This is a genomic window from Pseudomonas sp. RW407 (assembly GCF_003176655.1).
GTDB lineage: Bacteria > Pseudomonadota > Gammaproteobacteria > Pseudomonadales > Pseudomonadaceae > Pseudomonas > Pseudomonas delhiensis.
Genome location: NZ_QGSL01000106.1, coordinates 902,281 through 917,268 on the forward strand (window position 1 = coordinate 902,281; position 14,988 = coordinate 917,268).

The window sequence follows — 14,988 nt, forward strand, 5'->3', positions numbered from 1 at the left end:
TGATCCCATGAGCCAACGTGACAATCTCAAGCGCCTGCTGGCCCCGCGCCACCTGGCCTTCATCGGCGGCCGCAGCATGGCCCGCGCGCTCAAGCGCTGCGCCGAGGGCGGCTTCGCCGGGCCGATGTGGCTGGTCAACCCGCAATACGACCAGCTCGAAGGCGTGCCCTGCGTGCGCAGCATCGCCGAACTGCCCGAAGGCCCCGACGCGGTCTTCGTCGCCACCAACCGCGACCTGACCCTGCAGGCCGTCGCCGAACTGGCCGCCAAGGGCGCCGGCGGCGCCATCTGCTACGCCTCCGGCTTCGCCGAGACCGGCGCCGAAGGCCAGGCCCTGCAGCAGCGTCTGCTCGATGTGGCCGGCGACATGGCCCTGCTCGGGCCGAACTGCTACGGCCTGCTCGACTACCTGCACGGCGCCGCCCTGTGGCCGGTGGCCCACGGCGGGCACATCGTCGAGAAGGGCGTGGCGGTGCTGACCCAGAGCGGCAACTTCGCCTACAACCTGTCGATGAGCGACCGCTCGCTGCCCGTCGCCTACATGGCCTCGGTGGGCAACCAGGCGCAGCTGGGCGTGGCCGAGCTGATGGACGTACTGCTGGACGAGCCGCGCGTCACCGCCATCGGCCTGCACCTGGAAGGCCTGAAGAACGTTCCCGGCTTCGCCCGCGCCGCCTACAAGGCGCTGCAGAAAGGCATCCCGGTGATCGCCCTGAAGACCGGCGTGTCGCAGATAGGCGCGGAACTGGCGCTCAGCCACACCAGCTCGCTGGCCGGCTCCGACGCGCTCTACGACGCACTCTTCGACCGCCTCGGGGTGATCCGCGTGAGCGGCCCGGTGAGCTTCATCGAAACCCTCAAGGCCGCCGCTTGCGGCAACCTGCCGGCCGGCCCGAGCCTGGCCGCGCTGGCCTGCTCCGGCGGCGACGCCGGGCTGATCGCCGACTACGCCGAGCGCAACGGCCTGCCGCTGCCCAAGCTGGTCGAGGCGCAGCGCGCCGAGCTGGCCCAGGTGCTGCCGGACTACGCCAACATCGCCAACCCGCTGGACTTCACCACCGCCATCTGGGGCGACGGCCCGGCGCTGGAGAAGATGCTCGACAGCGCCCTGCAGACGCCCGCCGACGCCGCGCTGCTGGTGCTCGACTACCCCGGCGAGGAAACCGGCGAGCGCCCGCAGTGCGACCTGCTGCTGGAACTGTACTGCGCCGCGCTGAAGCGCCACGGCAAGGTCGGCTTCATCGCCTCGGCGCTGCCCGAACTGCTGCCGGCCCATGCCCGCGAACTGTTGCACGGCCACGGCGTGGCGGCGCTGCAGGGCGTGGAGGACGGCCTGGCCGCCTGGGGCCGCATCGCCCACTACCGCCAGCGCCGCGATGCCTTGCTGGCCCGTGGCGAAGCGGCGCTGGTGCCGCTGTGCCCACAAGCCATCGAAGGCGAGGGCCGGCTGCTCGACGAATGGGCTTCCAAACAGACGCTCAAGCCCTTCGGCCTGCCGCTGCCGGCGGCCGTGCTCAGCACCCCCGGCCAGGCCCGCGAGGCCGCCGCCGACCTGGGCTACCCGCTGGTGCTCAAGGCGGTCAGCGCCGAGCTGCCGCACAAGACCGAGGCCGGCGGCGTGGCGCTCAACCTGCGCAACGAAGCGGCCCTGGAAGCGGCGCTGTTCGACATGCGCGAGAGCCTGGCCAGGCACGCGCCCCAGGTGAAGTTCGAGCAGGTGCTGCTGGAGCGCATGGCCAGCCCGCCGCTGGCCGAGCTGATCGTCGGCATCAAGCGCGAGGTCGGCTTCGGCCTGGCCCTGGTGCTGGGTGCTGGCGGCATCCTCGTCGAGCTGCTCAAGGACAGCCGCAGTCTGCTGCTGCCGACCACCGACGCGGCCATTCGCGACGCCCTCCTGGGCCTGCGCAGCGCGCCGTTGCTCAGCGGCTTCCGCGGCCGCCCGGCGGTGGACATGGACAAGCTGGTGGACGCCATCCGCGCGGTGGCCGACTACGCCTGCGAGCACGCCGACAGCCTGCTGGAGCTGGACGTGAACCCGCTGCTGGTGAACGCCGAAGGCGCCGTGGCGGTGGATGCGCTGGTGCGGCTGGGCGACGGCTGAGGACCTGAAGGGGAACACGAACGCTCCCCTCTCCCTTCAGGGAGAGGGGCTGGGGGAGAGGGTGGTGGGCCGGTGCTCCGATGGCACCGGCAAGAGCCCCTCTCCCCAGCCCTCTCCCGCAAGCGGGAGAGGGGGCAAAGCATTCCGGCGCCCGCCGCGAGTTCGGCGTCCGTCCCGGAACAACGAGTTGCGAGGAGACACCCCATGCAAGAACAAAAGACCCTCACCGGCGGCCAGGCCCTGGTCCGCCTGCTGGCCAACTACGGCGTCGACACCGTGTTCGGCATCCCCGGCGTGCACACCCTGGAGCTCTACCGCGGCCTGCCCGGCAGCGGCATCCGCCACGTACTCACCCGCCACGAGCAGGGCGCCGGCTTCATGGCTGACGGCTATGCGCGGGTCAGCGGCAAGCCCGGCGTGGCCTTCATCATCACCGGCCCGGGGGTGACCAACGCCGCCACCGCCATCGGCCAGGCCTACGCTGACTCCATCCCGCTGCTGGTGATCTCCAGCGTCAACCACACCGCCAGCCTGGGCAAGGGCTGGGGCTGCCTGCACGAGACCCAGGACCAGCGCGCCATGACCGCGCCGATCACCGCGTTCTCGGCCGTGGCCCTGACCCCGGAAGACCTGCCCGAGCTGATCGCCCGCGCCTACGCCGTGTTCGACAGCGAGCGCCCGCGCCCGGTGCACATCTCGGTGCCGCTGGACGTGCTGGCCGCGCCCATCGCCCGTGACTGGACCGGCGAGGTGGTGCGCCGCGCCGGCCGCGGCCAGCCTAGCACCGCCGCATTGCAGCAGGCTGTGGATAAGCTCGCGGCCGCCAAGCGCCCGATGATCATCGCCGGCGGCGGCGCGCTGCATGCCGCGCAGGCCCTGGCCGCGCTCAGCGAACGCCTGGCCGCGCCGCTGTTCACCAGCGTCGCCGGCAAGGGCCTGCTGGCCCCGGAAGCCCCGCTGGCGGCCGGCGCCACCCTGTGCACCCAGGCCGGCTGGGACATGATCGCCGAGGCCGACCTGGTCCTCGCCATCGGCACCGAGATGGCCGACACCGACTTCTGGCGCGAGCGCCTGCCGCTGACCGGCGAGCTGATCCGCGTCGACGTCGATTCGCGCAAGTTCAACGACTTCTACCCCAGCGCCGTGGCCCTGCTCGGCGACGCGAAGGCCACCGCCGAGGCGCTGCTGGCCGCGTTGCCGGCTGCCAGGCGTGACGTCGGCAGCGCCATCGACCGCGTGGCCCAGCTTCGCCAGCAACTGGAAGCCAGCCACGCGCCGCTGCAGCTTATCCACAAGGCGATCCTCGAACGTATCGCCAAGGCGCTGCCGGCCAATGCCTTCATCGCCAGCGACATGACCCAGCTGGCCTACACCGCCAACTACCTGTACCCCAGCCGCGCCCCCCGCGGCTGGCTGCACCCCACCGGCTACGGCACCCTCGGCTATGGCGTGCCGGCCGGCATCGGTGCCAAGTTCGGCGCGCCGGAGCGCCCCGGCCTGGTGCTGGTGGGCGACGGCGGCTTCCTCTACACCGCCCAGGAGCTGGCCACCGCCACCGAGGAGCTGGGCAGCCCGCTGGTGGTGCTGCTGTGGAACAACGATGCCCTCGGGCAGATACGCGACGACATGCTCGGCCTGGACATCGAGCCCATCGGCGTGCTGCCGCGCAACCCGGACTTCGCCCTGCTCGGCCGCGCCTACGGCTGCGAAGTGCGCCAGCCGCAGAGCCTGGACGAACTGGAGCGCGACCTGCGCGCCGGCTTCGCCCACCCCGGCGTGACCCTGGTCGAGCTGAAACACGCCTGCGCCCAGTAGGCCCCGTCGTACCCGCCGGGGCCCACGCGGGCCCCGGCGCCTTGAAGGACATTCCCCATGCGCTACTCCAACCTCACCCAACGCATCGCCGGCGACGGCGCCGCCGCCTGGGACATCCACTACCGCGCCCTGGCGCGCATGGCACAGGGTGACGACATCCTGCTGCTGTCGGTGGGCGACCCCGACTTCGACACCCCGGCGCCCATCGTGCAGTCGGCCATCGACAGCCTGCTGGCCGGCCACACCCACTATTCCGAAGTGTGCGGCAAGCGCAACCTGCGCGAGGCCATCGCCCGCCGCCACAGCCAGCGCAGCGGCCAGGCGGTGGACGCGGACGACGTGGTGGTGCTAGCCGGCGCGCAGTGCGCGCTCTACGCCGTGGCCCAGTGCCTGCTCGACCCGGGCGACGAGGTGATAGTCGCCGAGCCCATGTACGTGACCTACGAGGCGGTGTTCGGCGCCTGCGGGGCCAAGGTGGTGCCGGTGCCCGTGCGTTCGGAAAACGGCTTCCGCGTGCAGGCCGGGGATGTGGCGGCACTCGTCACCCCGCGCACCCGCGCCATCGCCCTGAACAGCCCGCACAACCCCTCCGGCGCCAGCCTGCCGCGCGCCACCTGGGAAGCCCTGGCGGCGCTGTGCATCGAGCACGACCTGTGGATGATTTCCGACGAGGTCTACAGCGAGCTGGTGTTCGACGGCGAGCACATCAGCCCGGCCAGCCTGCCGGGCATGGCCGAGCGCACCGCGACCCTCAACAGCCTGTCCAAGTCCCACGCCATGACCGGCTGGCGGGTGGGCTGGGTGGTCGGCCCGCGCGAACTCTGCGGCCACCTGGAGAACCTCGCCCTGTGCATGCTCTACGGCTCGCCGGACTTCATCCAGGACGCCGCCTGCACCGCGCTGGAAGCCCGGCTGCCGGAGCTGGAAGCCATGCGCGAGGCCTACCGCCAGCGCCGCGACCTGGTCCTCGACTGCCTGGATGGTTGCGTCGGCCTGCGCGCCCTGCGCCCGGACGGCGGCATGTTCGTGATGGTCGACATCCGCCCCACCGGCCTGTCCGCCCAGGCCTTCGCCGACCTGCTGCTGGACCGCCACGGCGTCTCGGCGCTGGCCGGCGAGGCCTTCGGCCCCAGCGCCGCCGGGCACATCCGCCTGGGCCTGGTGCTCGGCGCCGAGCCACTGCGCGAAGCCTGCCGGCGCATCGCCCTGTGCGCCGCCGAATTGCTGAAGGAGAAACGCTATGCATGACCGCCTGCAGCTCTACATCGACGGCGCCTGGGTGGCGCCGCAAGGGCAGGGCCTGGCCGAGGTGCAGAACCCGGCCACCGAAGAAACCATCGGCCGCGTGCCGCTGGGCGCCGAAGCCGACGTGAACCGCGCGGTGGAAGCCGCGCGGCGTGCCTTCCCGGCCTGGTCGCGGACGCCCTCCAGCGTGCGCGCCGGCTACCTGCGCGCCCTGGCCGAACAGCTCCGGGCCCGGGCCGACGAGATGGCCGCGCTGATCACCGCCGAGCTGGGCATGCCGGTGCAGTGGTGCCGGATGGTCCAGGTCGACGGGCCGATCGAGGGCCTGGAAAGCTACATCCCGCTGGCCTCGCACATGGACGAGGTGCGCGAGGTCGGCAACTCGCTGGTGGTCAAGGAAGCGGTGGGCGTGTGCGCCTTCATCAACCCCTGGAACTACCCGCTGCACCAGTTGATCGGCAAGCTCGCCCCGGCCCTGGCCGCCGGCTGCACGGTGGTGGTCAAGCCCAGCCAGGACACCCCGCTGCACGCCTTCCTGCTGGCCGAGATGATCGACGCCATCGGCCTGCCGGCCGGGGTGTTCAATCTGGTCAGCGGCCCCGGTTCGAAGGTCGGCGAGGCGCTGGCGCGGCATCCGCAAGTGGACATGGTCTCCTTCACCGGCTCCACCGGCGCCGGCATCAAGGTTTCCGAAGCGGCGGCGCCGACGGTCAAGCGCGTGTGCCTGGAACTGGGCGGCAAGTCGCCGTTCCTGATCACCGCCGATGCCGACCTGGCCGCCGCCGTGCGCCACGGCGTGCAGGACGTGATGATCAACTCCGGGCAGACCTGCACCGCGCTGACGCGCATGCTGCTGCCCGCCAGCCGCTACGCCGAGGCGCTGGAGATCGCCCGCGCCGAGGCCGAGGCGCTGAAGCTGGGCGACCCGCTGGAGGCGGACAGCTTCCTCGGCCCGATGTGCTCGGCCGGCCAGCGCCGCACGGTGCTGGACTACATCCGCGTCGGCCAGGAGGAGGGCGCGCGCCTGCTCTGCGGTGGCGCGGAGCGGCCGTTCGGCCTGGAGCGCGGCCACTACGTGCAACCGACGCTGTTCGCCGGCGTGAACAATTCGATGCGCATCGCCCGCGAGGAAATCTTCGGCCCGGTGCTGTGCCTGATCCCCTATGCCGACGAGGCCGAAGCCCTGGCCATCGCCAACGACTCGCCCTTCGGCTTGTCCAGCGCGGTCTGGGCGGGCGACCGCGAGGATGGCCTGCGCCTGGCCCGGCACATGCGCGCCGGCCAATGCTTCGTCAACGGCGGTGCGTTCAACTACCGCGCGCCCTTCGGCGGCTACAAGCAGTCCGGCAACGGCCGCGAATGGGGCGAGGAAGGCCTGGCCGAGTTCGTCGAGCACAAGGCCATCCAACTCTGAGCGCCTGAAGAGCACCCTCTCCCCAGCCCTCTCCCGCAAGCGGGAGAGGGGGCAAGAGCAGTCCAGCGCGGCGGTGAAGTGTCGCGCTGGCACGGATAGCTCCCCTCTCCCTTCAGGGAGAGGGGCTGGGGGAGAGGGTGCCGAGCCCAGCGCCGATGCCCGACCATCAAGGAATCCACATGAACGTACTGATCGTCCACGCCCACAACGAACCCCAGTCCTTCAGCACCGCGCTGTACAAGCTGGCCGAGGAAACCCTGCAGGGCCAGGGCCACGAAGTGCAGGTCTCGGACCTGTACGCGATGCACTGGAACCCGGTGGCCAGCGCCGCCGACTTCGGCGCCCGCGCCAACCCGGACTACCTGGTCTACGCCCTGGAACAGCGCGAAGGCGCCAAGGCGCATACCCTGGCCGCGGACATCCAGGCCGAGCTGGACAAGCTGCTCTGGGCGGACCTGGTGATCTTCAACTTCCCGATCTACTGGTTCTCCGCCCCGGCCATCCTCAAGGGCTGGTTCGACCGCGTGCTGGTCTCGGGCATCTGCTACGGCGGCAAGCGCTTCTACGACCAGGGCGGCCTGGCCGGCAAGAAGGCCCTGGTGAGCGTGACCCTCGGCGGGCGCGAGCACATGTTCGGCGAAGGCGCCATCCACGGCCCGCTGGAGGACATGCTGCGGCCGATCCTGCGCGGCACCCTGGCCTACACCGGCATGACCGTGCTGCCGCCCTTCGTCGCCTGGCACGTGCCCTACATCAGTAACGACGCGCGCCAGGACTTCCTGCGCCAGTACCAGGACCGCCTGCAGCGCCTGGAGCACGACCAGCCCCTGGAATTCCCGCGCCTGGAGCAGTTCGACGAGCGCCTCTACCCGCTGCCGCGCTGAGCGGCACGTCGGCACCGTACTGAAACCTCGTCATTCCCGCGAACGCGGGAACCCAGTGGCTGATGTTCGCGCTGGAAGTCGCTGGTTCCCCGCGTTCGCGGGGATGACGGGATAGGGATGCGGCGCTCCAGGGTTCGCGAGCAAGCTCGCTCCTACGGTTCGATGCACTCACCCCTAACGAAAAAAGGCGCACATCAATCAAGACATGCGCCTCTGGAGGAAAAGGGCAGCCGCTGCAGCCTGGTATGCGCGGGGGAGTGTTGGCGACCGGCTGGTGTGCCGGGTGCCATACGACGGGCCGGTTGGGCCCGTCGCTGCTGCAGCGACCTGGTTGCCACTATACCCGGCAACTGTCCGGGGAAAATGACCCTATACTGCGATTCAGTTTTGCAGACGGGGCAACAGTGGACACTTTACATGCGATGCGGGTCTTCGCCCGCGTGGTCGATGCCGGCAGCTTCACCGCTGCGGCCAACGCCCTGGGCCTGTCGACCGCCCAGGTCTCCCGCGTGGTCTCGGACCTGGAAGCCTACCTGCAGGCGCGCCTGCTGCACCGCACCACCCGGCGCCTGGCGCTGACCGAGACCGGCGAGCGCTACCTGCAGCGCTGCCGGGCGATCCTGGTGGACGTCGACGAGGCCGAGGCCGAGGCCAACGGCGCGCACCTGAGCCCGCGTGGCCGGCTGCGGGTGCACTCGCTGACCGGGCTCGGCCAGCAGCACCTGATCCCGCTGATCTCGCGCTACTGCCAGGCGTACCCCGAGGTCTACATCGAGCTGACCCTGGCCCAGCGCCAGCCGGACATCCTCGAAGAAGGCCAGGACGTGGTCATCACCCGCGACCGCGAACTGCCCGACTCCGAATACGTCGCCCAGACCCTCGGCACCATCTACAGCGTGCTCTGCGCCAGCCCCGGCTACCTGGCCGAACGCGGCACGCCGCGCGGCATCGACGACCTGCGCGAGCACCGCTGCCTGCGCCTGCAGGACCCGACCTTCCCGGAAGGCTGGGCCTTCGAGGAGGACAACGAGGCGAGCGTGATCCGCCCGCGCGACACCTTCATGGTCAACGTCGCCGAGGCCCTGGCCGGGGCGGCCCGCGCCGGCATGGGCATCTGCCTGCTGCCCAGCTACGTGGCCGCGCCGGCGCTGAGCCAGGGCGAACTGGTGCGCGTGCTGCCCGAGCGCAGCCTGCACGTACGGCAGATCTTCGCCCTCTACCCGTCGCGGCGTTTCCTCGACGCGAAGATCCGCACCTGGGTGGAATTCCTCAAGGAAGAACTGCCCAAGGCCTTCGATGCCGACGAGCAGGTGATGAACGACCCCGCGCACTGGGCCTGAAAACGGATTGTTGCTTTTCAGGCAATGGTCTGTTGGTGAGCCAGCTATTTTTCCGCCTGTCACCGAGTCGTAACCTTTGCATCGCCCCCAACGAGCGGGGCCAATCAAAGGTTCGAAAATCATGTCCCGTAAACTTGTTGTTGCTGCCCTGCTGTCCGTTTGCTCGCTGTCCTTCGTGCAACTGAGCTTCGCCGAAGAGTCCCGACTGATGACCGACAAGATGGTGAAAGCCAACGAGGCCGCCATCGCCGCTGCCCAGCAGGCCTCCGACGCCGAGCGTACCGCCGGCAAGGCCGCTGCCCAGTCCAACGCCGATTCCTGATCGGCGTTCCCTTCCCCCGGGAAGCCCGGAGCGTGAGCCGGTATTCCCAATGCCTTGCGCCGCATACGAGATGCGGCGTTTTTTTATCCCGGCGGGGGCGGTGATTCTTTCATTTTTTGAAAAAGTCTTTCGCCGTCTTCGCGCTTTATCCTCAATAGTTAGGTCAATATACTTGCCTTTATCTGCCGGTTTCCCCCGGCAGGCCCGACACGATCAGCCTGATGTGTCACCCGAGGGTGCGGTGACTGCGAATCTTCCGCCCCCTCACGCCAGCCGGTTCCTCCAACGCCGACTGGCGCTGCTTCCCGACGCCGATATCCGATTGCTCCAATCGACGTCTTCTTTCCGGCCGCTGCACTCAGCGGCCGTTTTTTTGCCCGGAACAAATCCCGACTGCCGAAGCGCCCGTGCCGCTGCCCGGTATAGAGCGGGCGGATGCCTGTGCGCGGAAAATGTAGTGAATCGAACATAAATAAAGTATTTGCAATGATTTGAAATATTCACTACAAGACCAGGCATAACCGCCAAGGGAGCTGCCATGTCCAGCCTCAAAGACCGCCTGGCCGCACCGGACGTCGCCCTGACGCCGGCCGAGCGCAAGGTGCTGCGTGCCCTTCTCGACGACTACCCGCGCCTGGGCCTGGGCCCCATGGCGCGCCTGGCGCGGCAGGCCGGGGTCAGCGACCCGACCATCCTGCGCCTGGTGAAGAAGCTCGGCTTTGCCGGCTACGGCGAGTTCCAGGATGCCCTGCTGATCGAGGTGGACGACCGCCTGCGCTCGCCGCGCACCCTGCTCGCCGAACGCCGCGAACGCATGGAGCACGACGACCCCTGGTCGAGCTACCTGGCCGACGCCTCGGACAAGCTGCAGCACACCCTGAACCTGACCCGCGCCGACGACATCCGTCTGCTCGGCGACTGGCTGCTCGACCCGCGCCTGCGCCTGTACTGCCACGGCGGCCGCTTCAGCCGCTTCCTCGCCGGCTACCTGGTCACCCACCTGCGCCTGCTGCGCGGCGGCTGCCTGTGGCTGGACGACGGCATGGCGCTGCCCGACCTGCTGCACGATATGGACCGCCAGTCGCTGCTGGTGCTGTTCGACTACCGCCGCTACCAGGCCCAGGCCCAGCTCGTCGCCCAGACCGCCAAGGCCCGCGGCGCGCGGGTGGTGCTGTTCACCGACATCTATGCCTCGCCGCTGCGCGAACTGGCCGACCTGATCGTCAGCGCGCCGGTGGAATCCACCTCGCCCTTCGACTCGCTGGTGCCGGCCATGGCCCAGGTCGAGGCGCTCATCGCCAGCCTGGTGGCGCGCAGCGACGCCCAGCTCGACGAGCGCCTGGAGGGCATCGACCAACTGCGCGCCGCCTTCAACGCCCACCTGCTCGAGGAGTGACCATGTTCAGCCTGCCCCACCACTCGCCCCGCGACCTGCCGTACCGCCGCGGCGAGACCGCCATCCTGTTCGTCGACATGCAGAACGCCTGGGTCATCCCCGGCCGCGACGCCCACGTCGACGCCGGCAAGGCCCGCTACTTCTACGAGCGCGTGCAGAACCAGGTGATCCCCAACCAGCAGCGCCTGCTGGCGGCCATGCGCGGCGCCGGGCAGAACGTGCTGCACACCATCATCGAGAGCCTCACCGCCGACGGCCGCGACCGCTCCCTGGACCACAAGCTGTCGGACATGCACCTGCCCAAGGGCCACCCCGACGCCCAGGTGATAGACGCGCTGGCGCCGGCCGAGAACGAAATCGTCCTGCCCAAGACCTCGTCCGGCGTCTTCAACTCCACCGCCATCGACTACGTGCTGCGCAACCTCGACGTGCGCCACCTGATCGTCTGCGGCGTGGTCACCGACCAGTGCGTGGACATGGCCGTGCGCGACGCCGCCGACCGCGGCTACCTGGTGACCCTGGTGGAAGACGCCTGCGCCACCCACACCGCCGAGCGCCACCAGGCCTGCCTGGAGGCCATCAAGGGCTACTGCTGGATCGCCGACACCGACGCGGTGCTGGCCCGCATCGCCGACCTCGCCTGACCGCGGAGCACGCCATGAGCCATCCCACCGGGCCGCTGCACCTGAGCAGCTTCGTCACCACCGACCTGGCCGGCGTTACCCGCGGCCGTTCGCTGCCGGCCGCCGCGGTCGCCGAGCAACTGGCCAGCGGCTGCGGCTGGGTGCCGGCGAACAGCGCGCTGACGCCGCAGGACATCATCGCCGACGACAACCCCTGGGGCAGCCACGGCGACCTGCGCCTGCTGCCCGACCCCCAGGCGCACCTGTACCTGGAACAGGGCCCGGACCCGCTGGCGCCGCCGCTGGACTACTACCACGGCGACCTGGTGGAGACCGACGGCACGCCCTGGCCGGTGTGCCCGCGCACCCTGCTGCGCGAGGAGATCGCCCGCTACCGCGAGCTGGGCCTGCAGGTCACCGCCGCCTTCGAACACGAATTCACCCTGCTGGGCCTGCCCGAGGGGCCGGGCGGCGCCTTCTCGCTGCAGGCCCAGCGCGCCGCCGGCAACTTCCCCGGCTGGCTGATGGCCGCCCTGGAGCAGGCCGGCGCCGAGCCGGAGATGTTCCTGCCCGAATATGGCCGCCGCCAGTACGAGGTGACCTGCCGCCCGACCCAGGGCGTGGCCGCCGCCGACCGCGCGGTGAACGTGCGCGAGGTGGTCCGCGAGATCGCCCGGCAGATGGACCTGGGCACCTGCTTCTCGCCGCTGCGCGCGCCCGGCGAAGTCACCAACGGCGTGCACCTGCACCTGAGCCTGCAGAGCCTCGACGGCACGCCGCTGTTCTATGACGCCGCGCAGCCGAACAACCTCTCCGAGACCGCGCGCCACTGGGCCGCCGGCGTGCTGCGCCACCTGCCGGCGCTGTGCGCGCTGACCGCGCCAACGGCCGTTTCCTACCTGCGCCTGAAACCGCACCACTGGAGCGCCGCATACGCCTGCCTGGGCCTGCGCAACCGCGAGGCGGCGCTGCGCATCTGCCCGGTGGTGAGCCTCGGCGGCAAGCCGCTGGCGCGCCAGTTCAACCTGGAGTTCCGGCCGATGGACGCCACCGCCTCGCCCCACCTGGCCATGGCCGCGGTGCTGATCGCCGGCCGCCTCGGCCTGGAGGAACGCTTGCCGCTGCGCGCGGTGGCCGACGTCGACCCGGACTCGCTCGACGCCGCCGAGCGCCAGGCCCTCGGCATCCAGGCGCTGCCCGGCTCGCTGGAGCAGGCCCTGCAACTGCTGATGGACGACCACGCGCTCTGCGCGCAGCTGCCGCCGGCGCTGCTGCAGACCTACTTCGCCATGAAGCGCCAGGAGCTGGCGCTGACCCGCGACCTCACCGACGACCAGGTGTGCCAACGCTATGCCAGCCTCTACTGAAAGCGGGATCTACCGCGAAGCGCCGTTCCGCCTGTTCAACCCGCAGGGCAGGAGCCCGGTGCTGCTGGTCTGCGAGCACGCCAGCCGCTACATCCCGGCGGAACTGGCGCAGCTCGGCCTGGACGACGCCGCGGCGCAGGAGCACATCGCCTGGGACATCGGCGCGCTGGCCCTGGCCGAGGCGCTGGCCGAGCGCCTCGACGCGCCGCTGCTGGCGGCCGGCTACTCGCGCCTGCTGATCGACCTGAACCGCCCGCTGGCCGCGCCGGACAGCATCCCCGGGCACAGCGAGGTCTACCCCATCCCGGGCAACCTCGGGCTGAGCGAGGCGAACCGCCGGGAACGCCAGGCGCGCCTGTTCGAACCCTTCCACCGCGCCCTGGCCGAGCTGATCGATCAGCGCCAGGCGGCCGGGCAGCCGACGCGCATCGTCGGCGTGCACAGCTTCACCCCGAGCTACCGCGGCGTGCCCCGGCCATGGATCGCCGGCGTGCTGTACGGCCGCGCCGAAGGCTACGCGCGGCGGATCGTCGACGGCCTGCGCGAAGGCGGCGGCGAGATCGGCGCCAACCAGCCCTACGACATCGACCCGGCCGAGGACATGACCGTGCCGGTGCACGGTGACGAGCGCGGCATCGACGCCGTGCTCCTGGAAATCCGCAACGACGGCCTGCGCGAGGCCGCCGCCATCCAGGCCTGGGCCGAGCGCCTGGCGCCCTGGCTGTAAGCCCTGGAACAAGAAACGCCGTCGCGCTCGCGGCGCAGACAACAACGACAAAGCTGCCGAATCGAGAGGACTCCCCCATGGCCATCGAACAGTTTGGCTACCAGCAACAGCTCCGCCGCAGTCTTTCCCTCAGCGACCTGGTCATCTACGGGATGATCTTCATGATCCCCATCGCACCCTTCGGCGTGTATGGCTGGGTCCACGCCGACTCCCAGGGCATGGTGCCCATGGCCTACCTGGTGGGCATGCTGGCGATGCTGTTCACCGCCCTGAGCTACGGCGCCATGGCCCGCGCCTTCCCCATTGCCGGCTCGGTGTACTCCTACGCCCAGCGCGGCATCCACCCGCACGTCGGCTTCCTCGCCGGCTGGGTGCTGCTGCTGGACTACCTGCTGATCCCGCCGCTGCTCTACGTGTTCAGCGCGTTGGCGCTCAACCACCTGTTCCCGGAAGTGCCGAAGCTGCTGTGGACGCTCGCCTTCCTGGTCTCGGCGACCCTGGTGAACCTGCGCGGCATCACCTTCGCCGCGCGCTTCAACCTGCTGTTCCTGATCGCCGAGATGATCGTCCTAGGCATCTTCCTGGTGGTCGGCTACCACGCCCTGGAGGGCGGCATGGGCAACGGCCGGCTGACCCTGGCGCCGCTGTACCAGCCGGAGCATTTCGACCTCGGCCTGGTGATGAAGGCGGTGTCCATCGCGGTGCTGTCGTTCCTCGGCTTCGACGCCATCTCCACCCTCGCCGAAGAGGTGAAGGGCGACCCGGCCAAGCAGATCGGCCGCGCCTCGCTGATCGCGCTGTTCGTCATGGGCGGCATCTTCGTCCTGCAGACCTGGCTGGCCACCGACCTCGCCGCCGGCATGCCCTTCCAGTCCGCCGACACCGCCTTCTACGAGATCGCCGAGGCCGCCGGCGGCAAGTGGCTGTCCACCCTGACCGCGGTGGCCACCGCGCTGGCCTGGGGCGTGACCGTGTCGATCACCTCGCAGGCGGCGGTCTCGCGCCTGCTCTACTCGATGGCCCGCGACGGCCGCCTGCCGCGGGTGCTGGCCAAGGTGCACACGCGCTACCAGACCCCGCACGTCAGCCTGTACCTGGTGGCGGTGCTGTCGCTGGGCATCGGCGTGGCCTTCCTCGACGCCCCGGACGTGCTCACCTCGCTGGTCAACTTCGGCGCGCTCACCGGCTTCTGCCTGCTGCACCTGGCGGTGATCAACCACTACTTCATCCGCCAGAAGAGCGGCAAGGTGCTTCGCCACCTGCTGTGCCCGCTGGTGGGGCTGGCGATCATCGGCTACGTGCTGGTCAGCATGAGCGCCGACGCCCAGTACCTGGGCCTGGCCTGGATCGCCGTGGGCCTGGTGTACCTGGCGGTGCTGCACAAGCGCGGCAAGGCCGGGGAGCTGGCCACGGGGCTGTGACCGGCAACGGCGGATGAAGCGTTCCGCTTCATTCGCCCTACAAGAGCGTCAGGGTGCGTAGGGCGGATAACCGTTCGCGGTTATCCGCCGCCTCACTGCGGCGGCGTGTCTCCAGCCTTGTAGGAGCGGGCTCCGTCCGCGATAGCCGGACGTTCCGGCGCGATTCGCGGATGAGATCCGCCACCACACCGTACCCATGTAGGAGCGCGCCCTGCGCGCGATTTCGCGGGCAGGGCCCGCTCCTACAGGTTGCCGTGGGGCACGGTGTTTATCCTGTAGGAGCGGACCTTGTCCGCGATAGCCGGAGGTATAGGCGCGATTCGCGGATGAGAT

The 14,988-nt window shown here is 70.1% G+C and carries 12 protein-coding genes; all 12 read left to right on the forward strand.

Translation table 11 applies throughout. From position 1 onward, the window contains the following. Positions 1–7: 7 nt before the first annotated feature. Positions 8–2,101, forward strand: coding sequence for an acetate--CoA ligase family protein (locus tag DK254_RS20845; RefSeq protein WP_109935297.1), 2,094 nt, complete (start codon positions 8–10; stop codon positions 2,099–2,101). A gap of 204 nt (positions 2,102–2,305) precedes the next feature. Then, positions 2,306–3,916 carry a 5-guanidino-2-oxopentanoate decarboxylase gene (locus tag DK254_RS20850; RefSeq protein ID WP_109935298.1) on the forward strand — a complete coding sequence of 537 codons (1,611 nt, stop codon included), beginning with the start codon at positions 2,306–2,308 and terminating at the stop codon, positions 3,914–3,916. Positions 3,917–3,973: 57 nt separating this feature from the next. Further along, positions 3,974–5,164: a pyridoxal phosphate-dependent aminotransferase gene (locus tag DK254_RS20855; RefSeq protein WP_109935299.1), complete on the forward strand. Its 1,191-nt coding sequence runs from the start codon at positions 3,974–3,976 to the stop codon at positions 5,162–5,164. Continuing rightward, positions 5,157–6,575, forward strand: coding sequence for an aldehyde dehydrogenase family protein (locus DK254_RS20860; RefSeq protein WP_109935300.1), 1,419 nt, complete (start codon positions 5,157–5,159; stop codon positions 6,573–6,575). Before DK254_RS20855 ends, DK254_RS20860 begins: the two co-directional genes overlap by 8 nt. A gap of 179 nt (positions 6,576–6,754) precedes the next feature. Continuing rightward, a complete protein-coding gene (locus DK254_RS20865; protein WP_109935301.1) occupies positions 6,755–7,459 on the forward strand; it encodes an NAD(P)H-dependent oxidoreductase in 705 nt (234 codons plus the stop codon). A gap of 404 nt (positions 7,460–7,863) precedes the next feature. After that, positions 7,864–8,799, forward strand: coding sequence for a LysR family transcriptional regulator (locus DK254_RS20870; RefSeq protein WP_218281430.1), 936 nt, complete (start codon positions 7,864–7,866; stop codon positions 8,797–8,799). 121 nt (positions 8,800–8,920) lie between these two features. Beyond that, positions 8,921–9,121, forward strand: coding sequence for a hypothetical protein (locus DK254_RS20875; protein ID WP_009614826.1), 201 nt, complete (start codon positions 8,921–8,923; stop codon positions 9,119–9,121). 538 nt (positions 9,122–9,659) lie between these two features. Next, complete coding sequence (locus DK254_RS20880; RefSeq protein ID WP_109935303.1) at positions 9,660–10,517, forward strand: MurR/RpiR family transcriptional regulator; 858 nt, start codon at positions 9,660–9,662, stop codon at positions 10,515–10,517. Between the two features lie 2 nt (positions 10,518–10,519). After that, a complete protein-coding gene (locus DK254_RS20885; RefSeq protein WP_109935304.1) occupies positions 10,520–11,161 on the forward strand; it encodes an isochorismatase family cysteine hydrolase in 642 nt (213 codons plus the stop codon). A 14-nt stretch (positions 11,162–11,175) separates the two neighbouring features. Continuing rightward, on the forward strand, positions 11,176–12,507 hold the full coding sequence (locus tag DK254_RS20890) for a glutamine synthetase family protein (RefSeq protein WP_109935305.1): 1,332 nt from the start codon (positions 11,176–11,178) through the stop codon (positions 12,505–12,507). Further along, a complete protein-coding gene (locus DK254_RS20895) occupies positions 12,491–13,234 on the forward strand; it encodes an N-formylglutamate amidohydrolase (RefSeq protein ID WP_109935306.1) in 744 nt (247 codons plus the stop codon). Before DK254_RS20890 ends, DK254_RS20895 begins: the two co-directional genes overlap by 17 nt. A 77-nt stretch (positions 13,235–13,311) precedes the next feature. Next, the gene (locus DK254_RS20900) at positions 13,312–14,655 is read left to right on the forward strand and encodes an APC family permease (protein ID WP_109935307.1); all 1,344 of its coding nucleotides are present in this window, start codon (positions 13,312–13,314) and stop codon (positions 14,653–14,655) included. Positions 14,656–14,988 lie beyond the last annotated feature (333 nt).

Bases quoted from the DNA above. Each gene is read 5' to 3' on its own strand.
- DK254_RS20845 (WP_109935297.1), top strand. From the start codon at position 8: ATGAGCCAACGTGACAATCTCAAGCGCCTGCTGGCCCCGCGCCACCTG.
- DK254_RS20850 (WP_109935298.1), top strand. From the start codon at position 2,306: ATGCAAGAACAAAAGACCCTCACCGGCGGCCAGGCCCTGGTCCGCCTG.
- DK254_RS20855 (WP_109935299.1), top strand. From the start codon at position 3,974: ATGCGCTACTCCAACCTCACCCAACGCATCGCCGGCGACGGCGCCGCC.
- DK254_RS20860 (WP_109935300.1), top strand. From the start codon at position 5,157: ATGCATGACCGCCTGCAGCTCTACATCGACGGCGCCTGGGTGGCGCCG.
- DK254_RS20865 (WP_109935301.1), top strand. From the start codon at position 6,755: ATGAACGTACTGATCGTCCACGCCCACAACGAACCCCAGTCCTTCAGC.
- DK254_RS20875 (WP_009614826.1), top strand. From the start codon at position 8,921: ATGTCCCGTAAACTTGTTGTTGCTGCCCTGCTGTCCGTTTGCTCGCTG.
- DK254_RS20880 (WP_109935303.1), top strand. From the start codon at position 9,660: ATGTCCAGCCTCAAAGACCGCCTGGCCGCACCGGACGTCGCCCTGACG.
- DK254_RS20885 (WP_109935304.1), top strand. From the start codon at position 10,520: ATGTTCAGCCTGCCCCACCACTCGCCCCGCGACCTGCCGTACCGCCGC.
- DK254_RS20890 (WP_109935305.1), top strand. From the start codon at position 11,176: ATGAGCCATCCCACCGGGCCGCTGCACCTGAGCAGCTTCGTCACCACC.
- DK254_RS20895 (WP_109935306.1), top strand. From the start codon at position 12,491: ATGCCAGCCTCTACTGAAAGCGGGATCTACCGCGAAGCGCCGTTCCGC.
- DK254_RS20900 (WP_109935307.1), top strand. From the start codon at position 13,312: ATGGCCATCGAACAGTTTGGCTACCAGCAACAGCTCCGCCGCAGTCTT.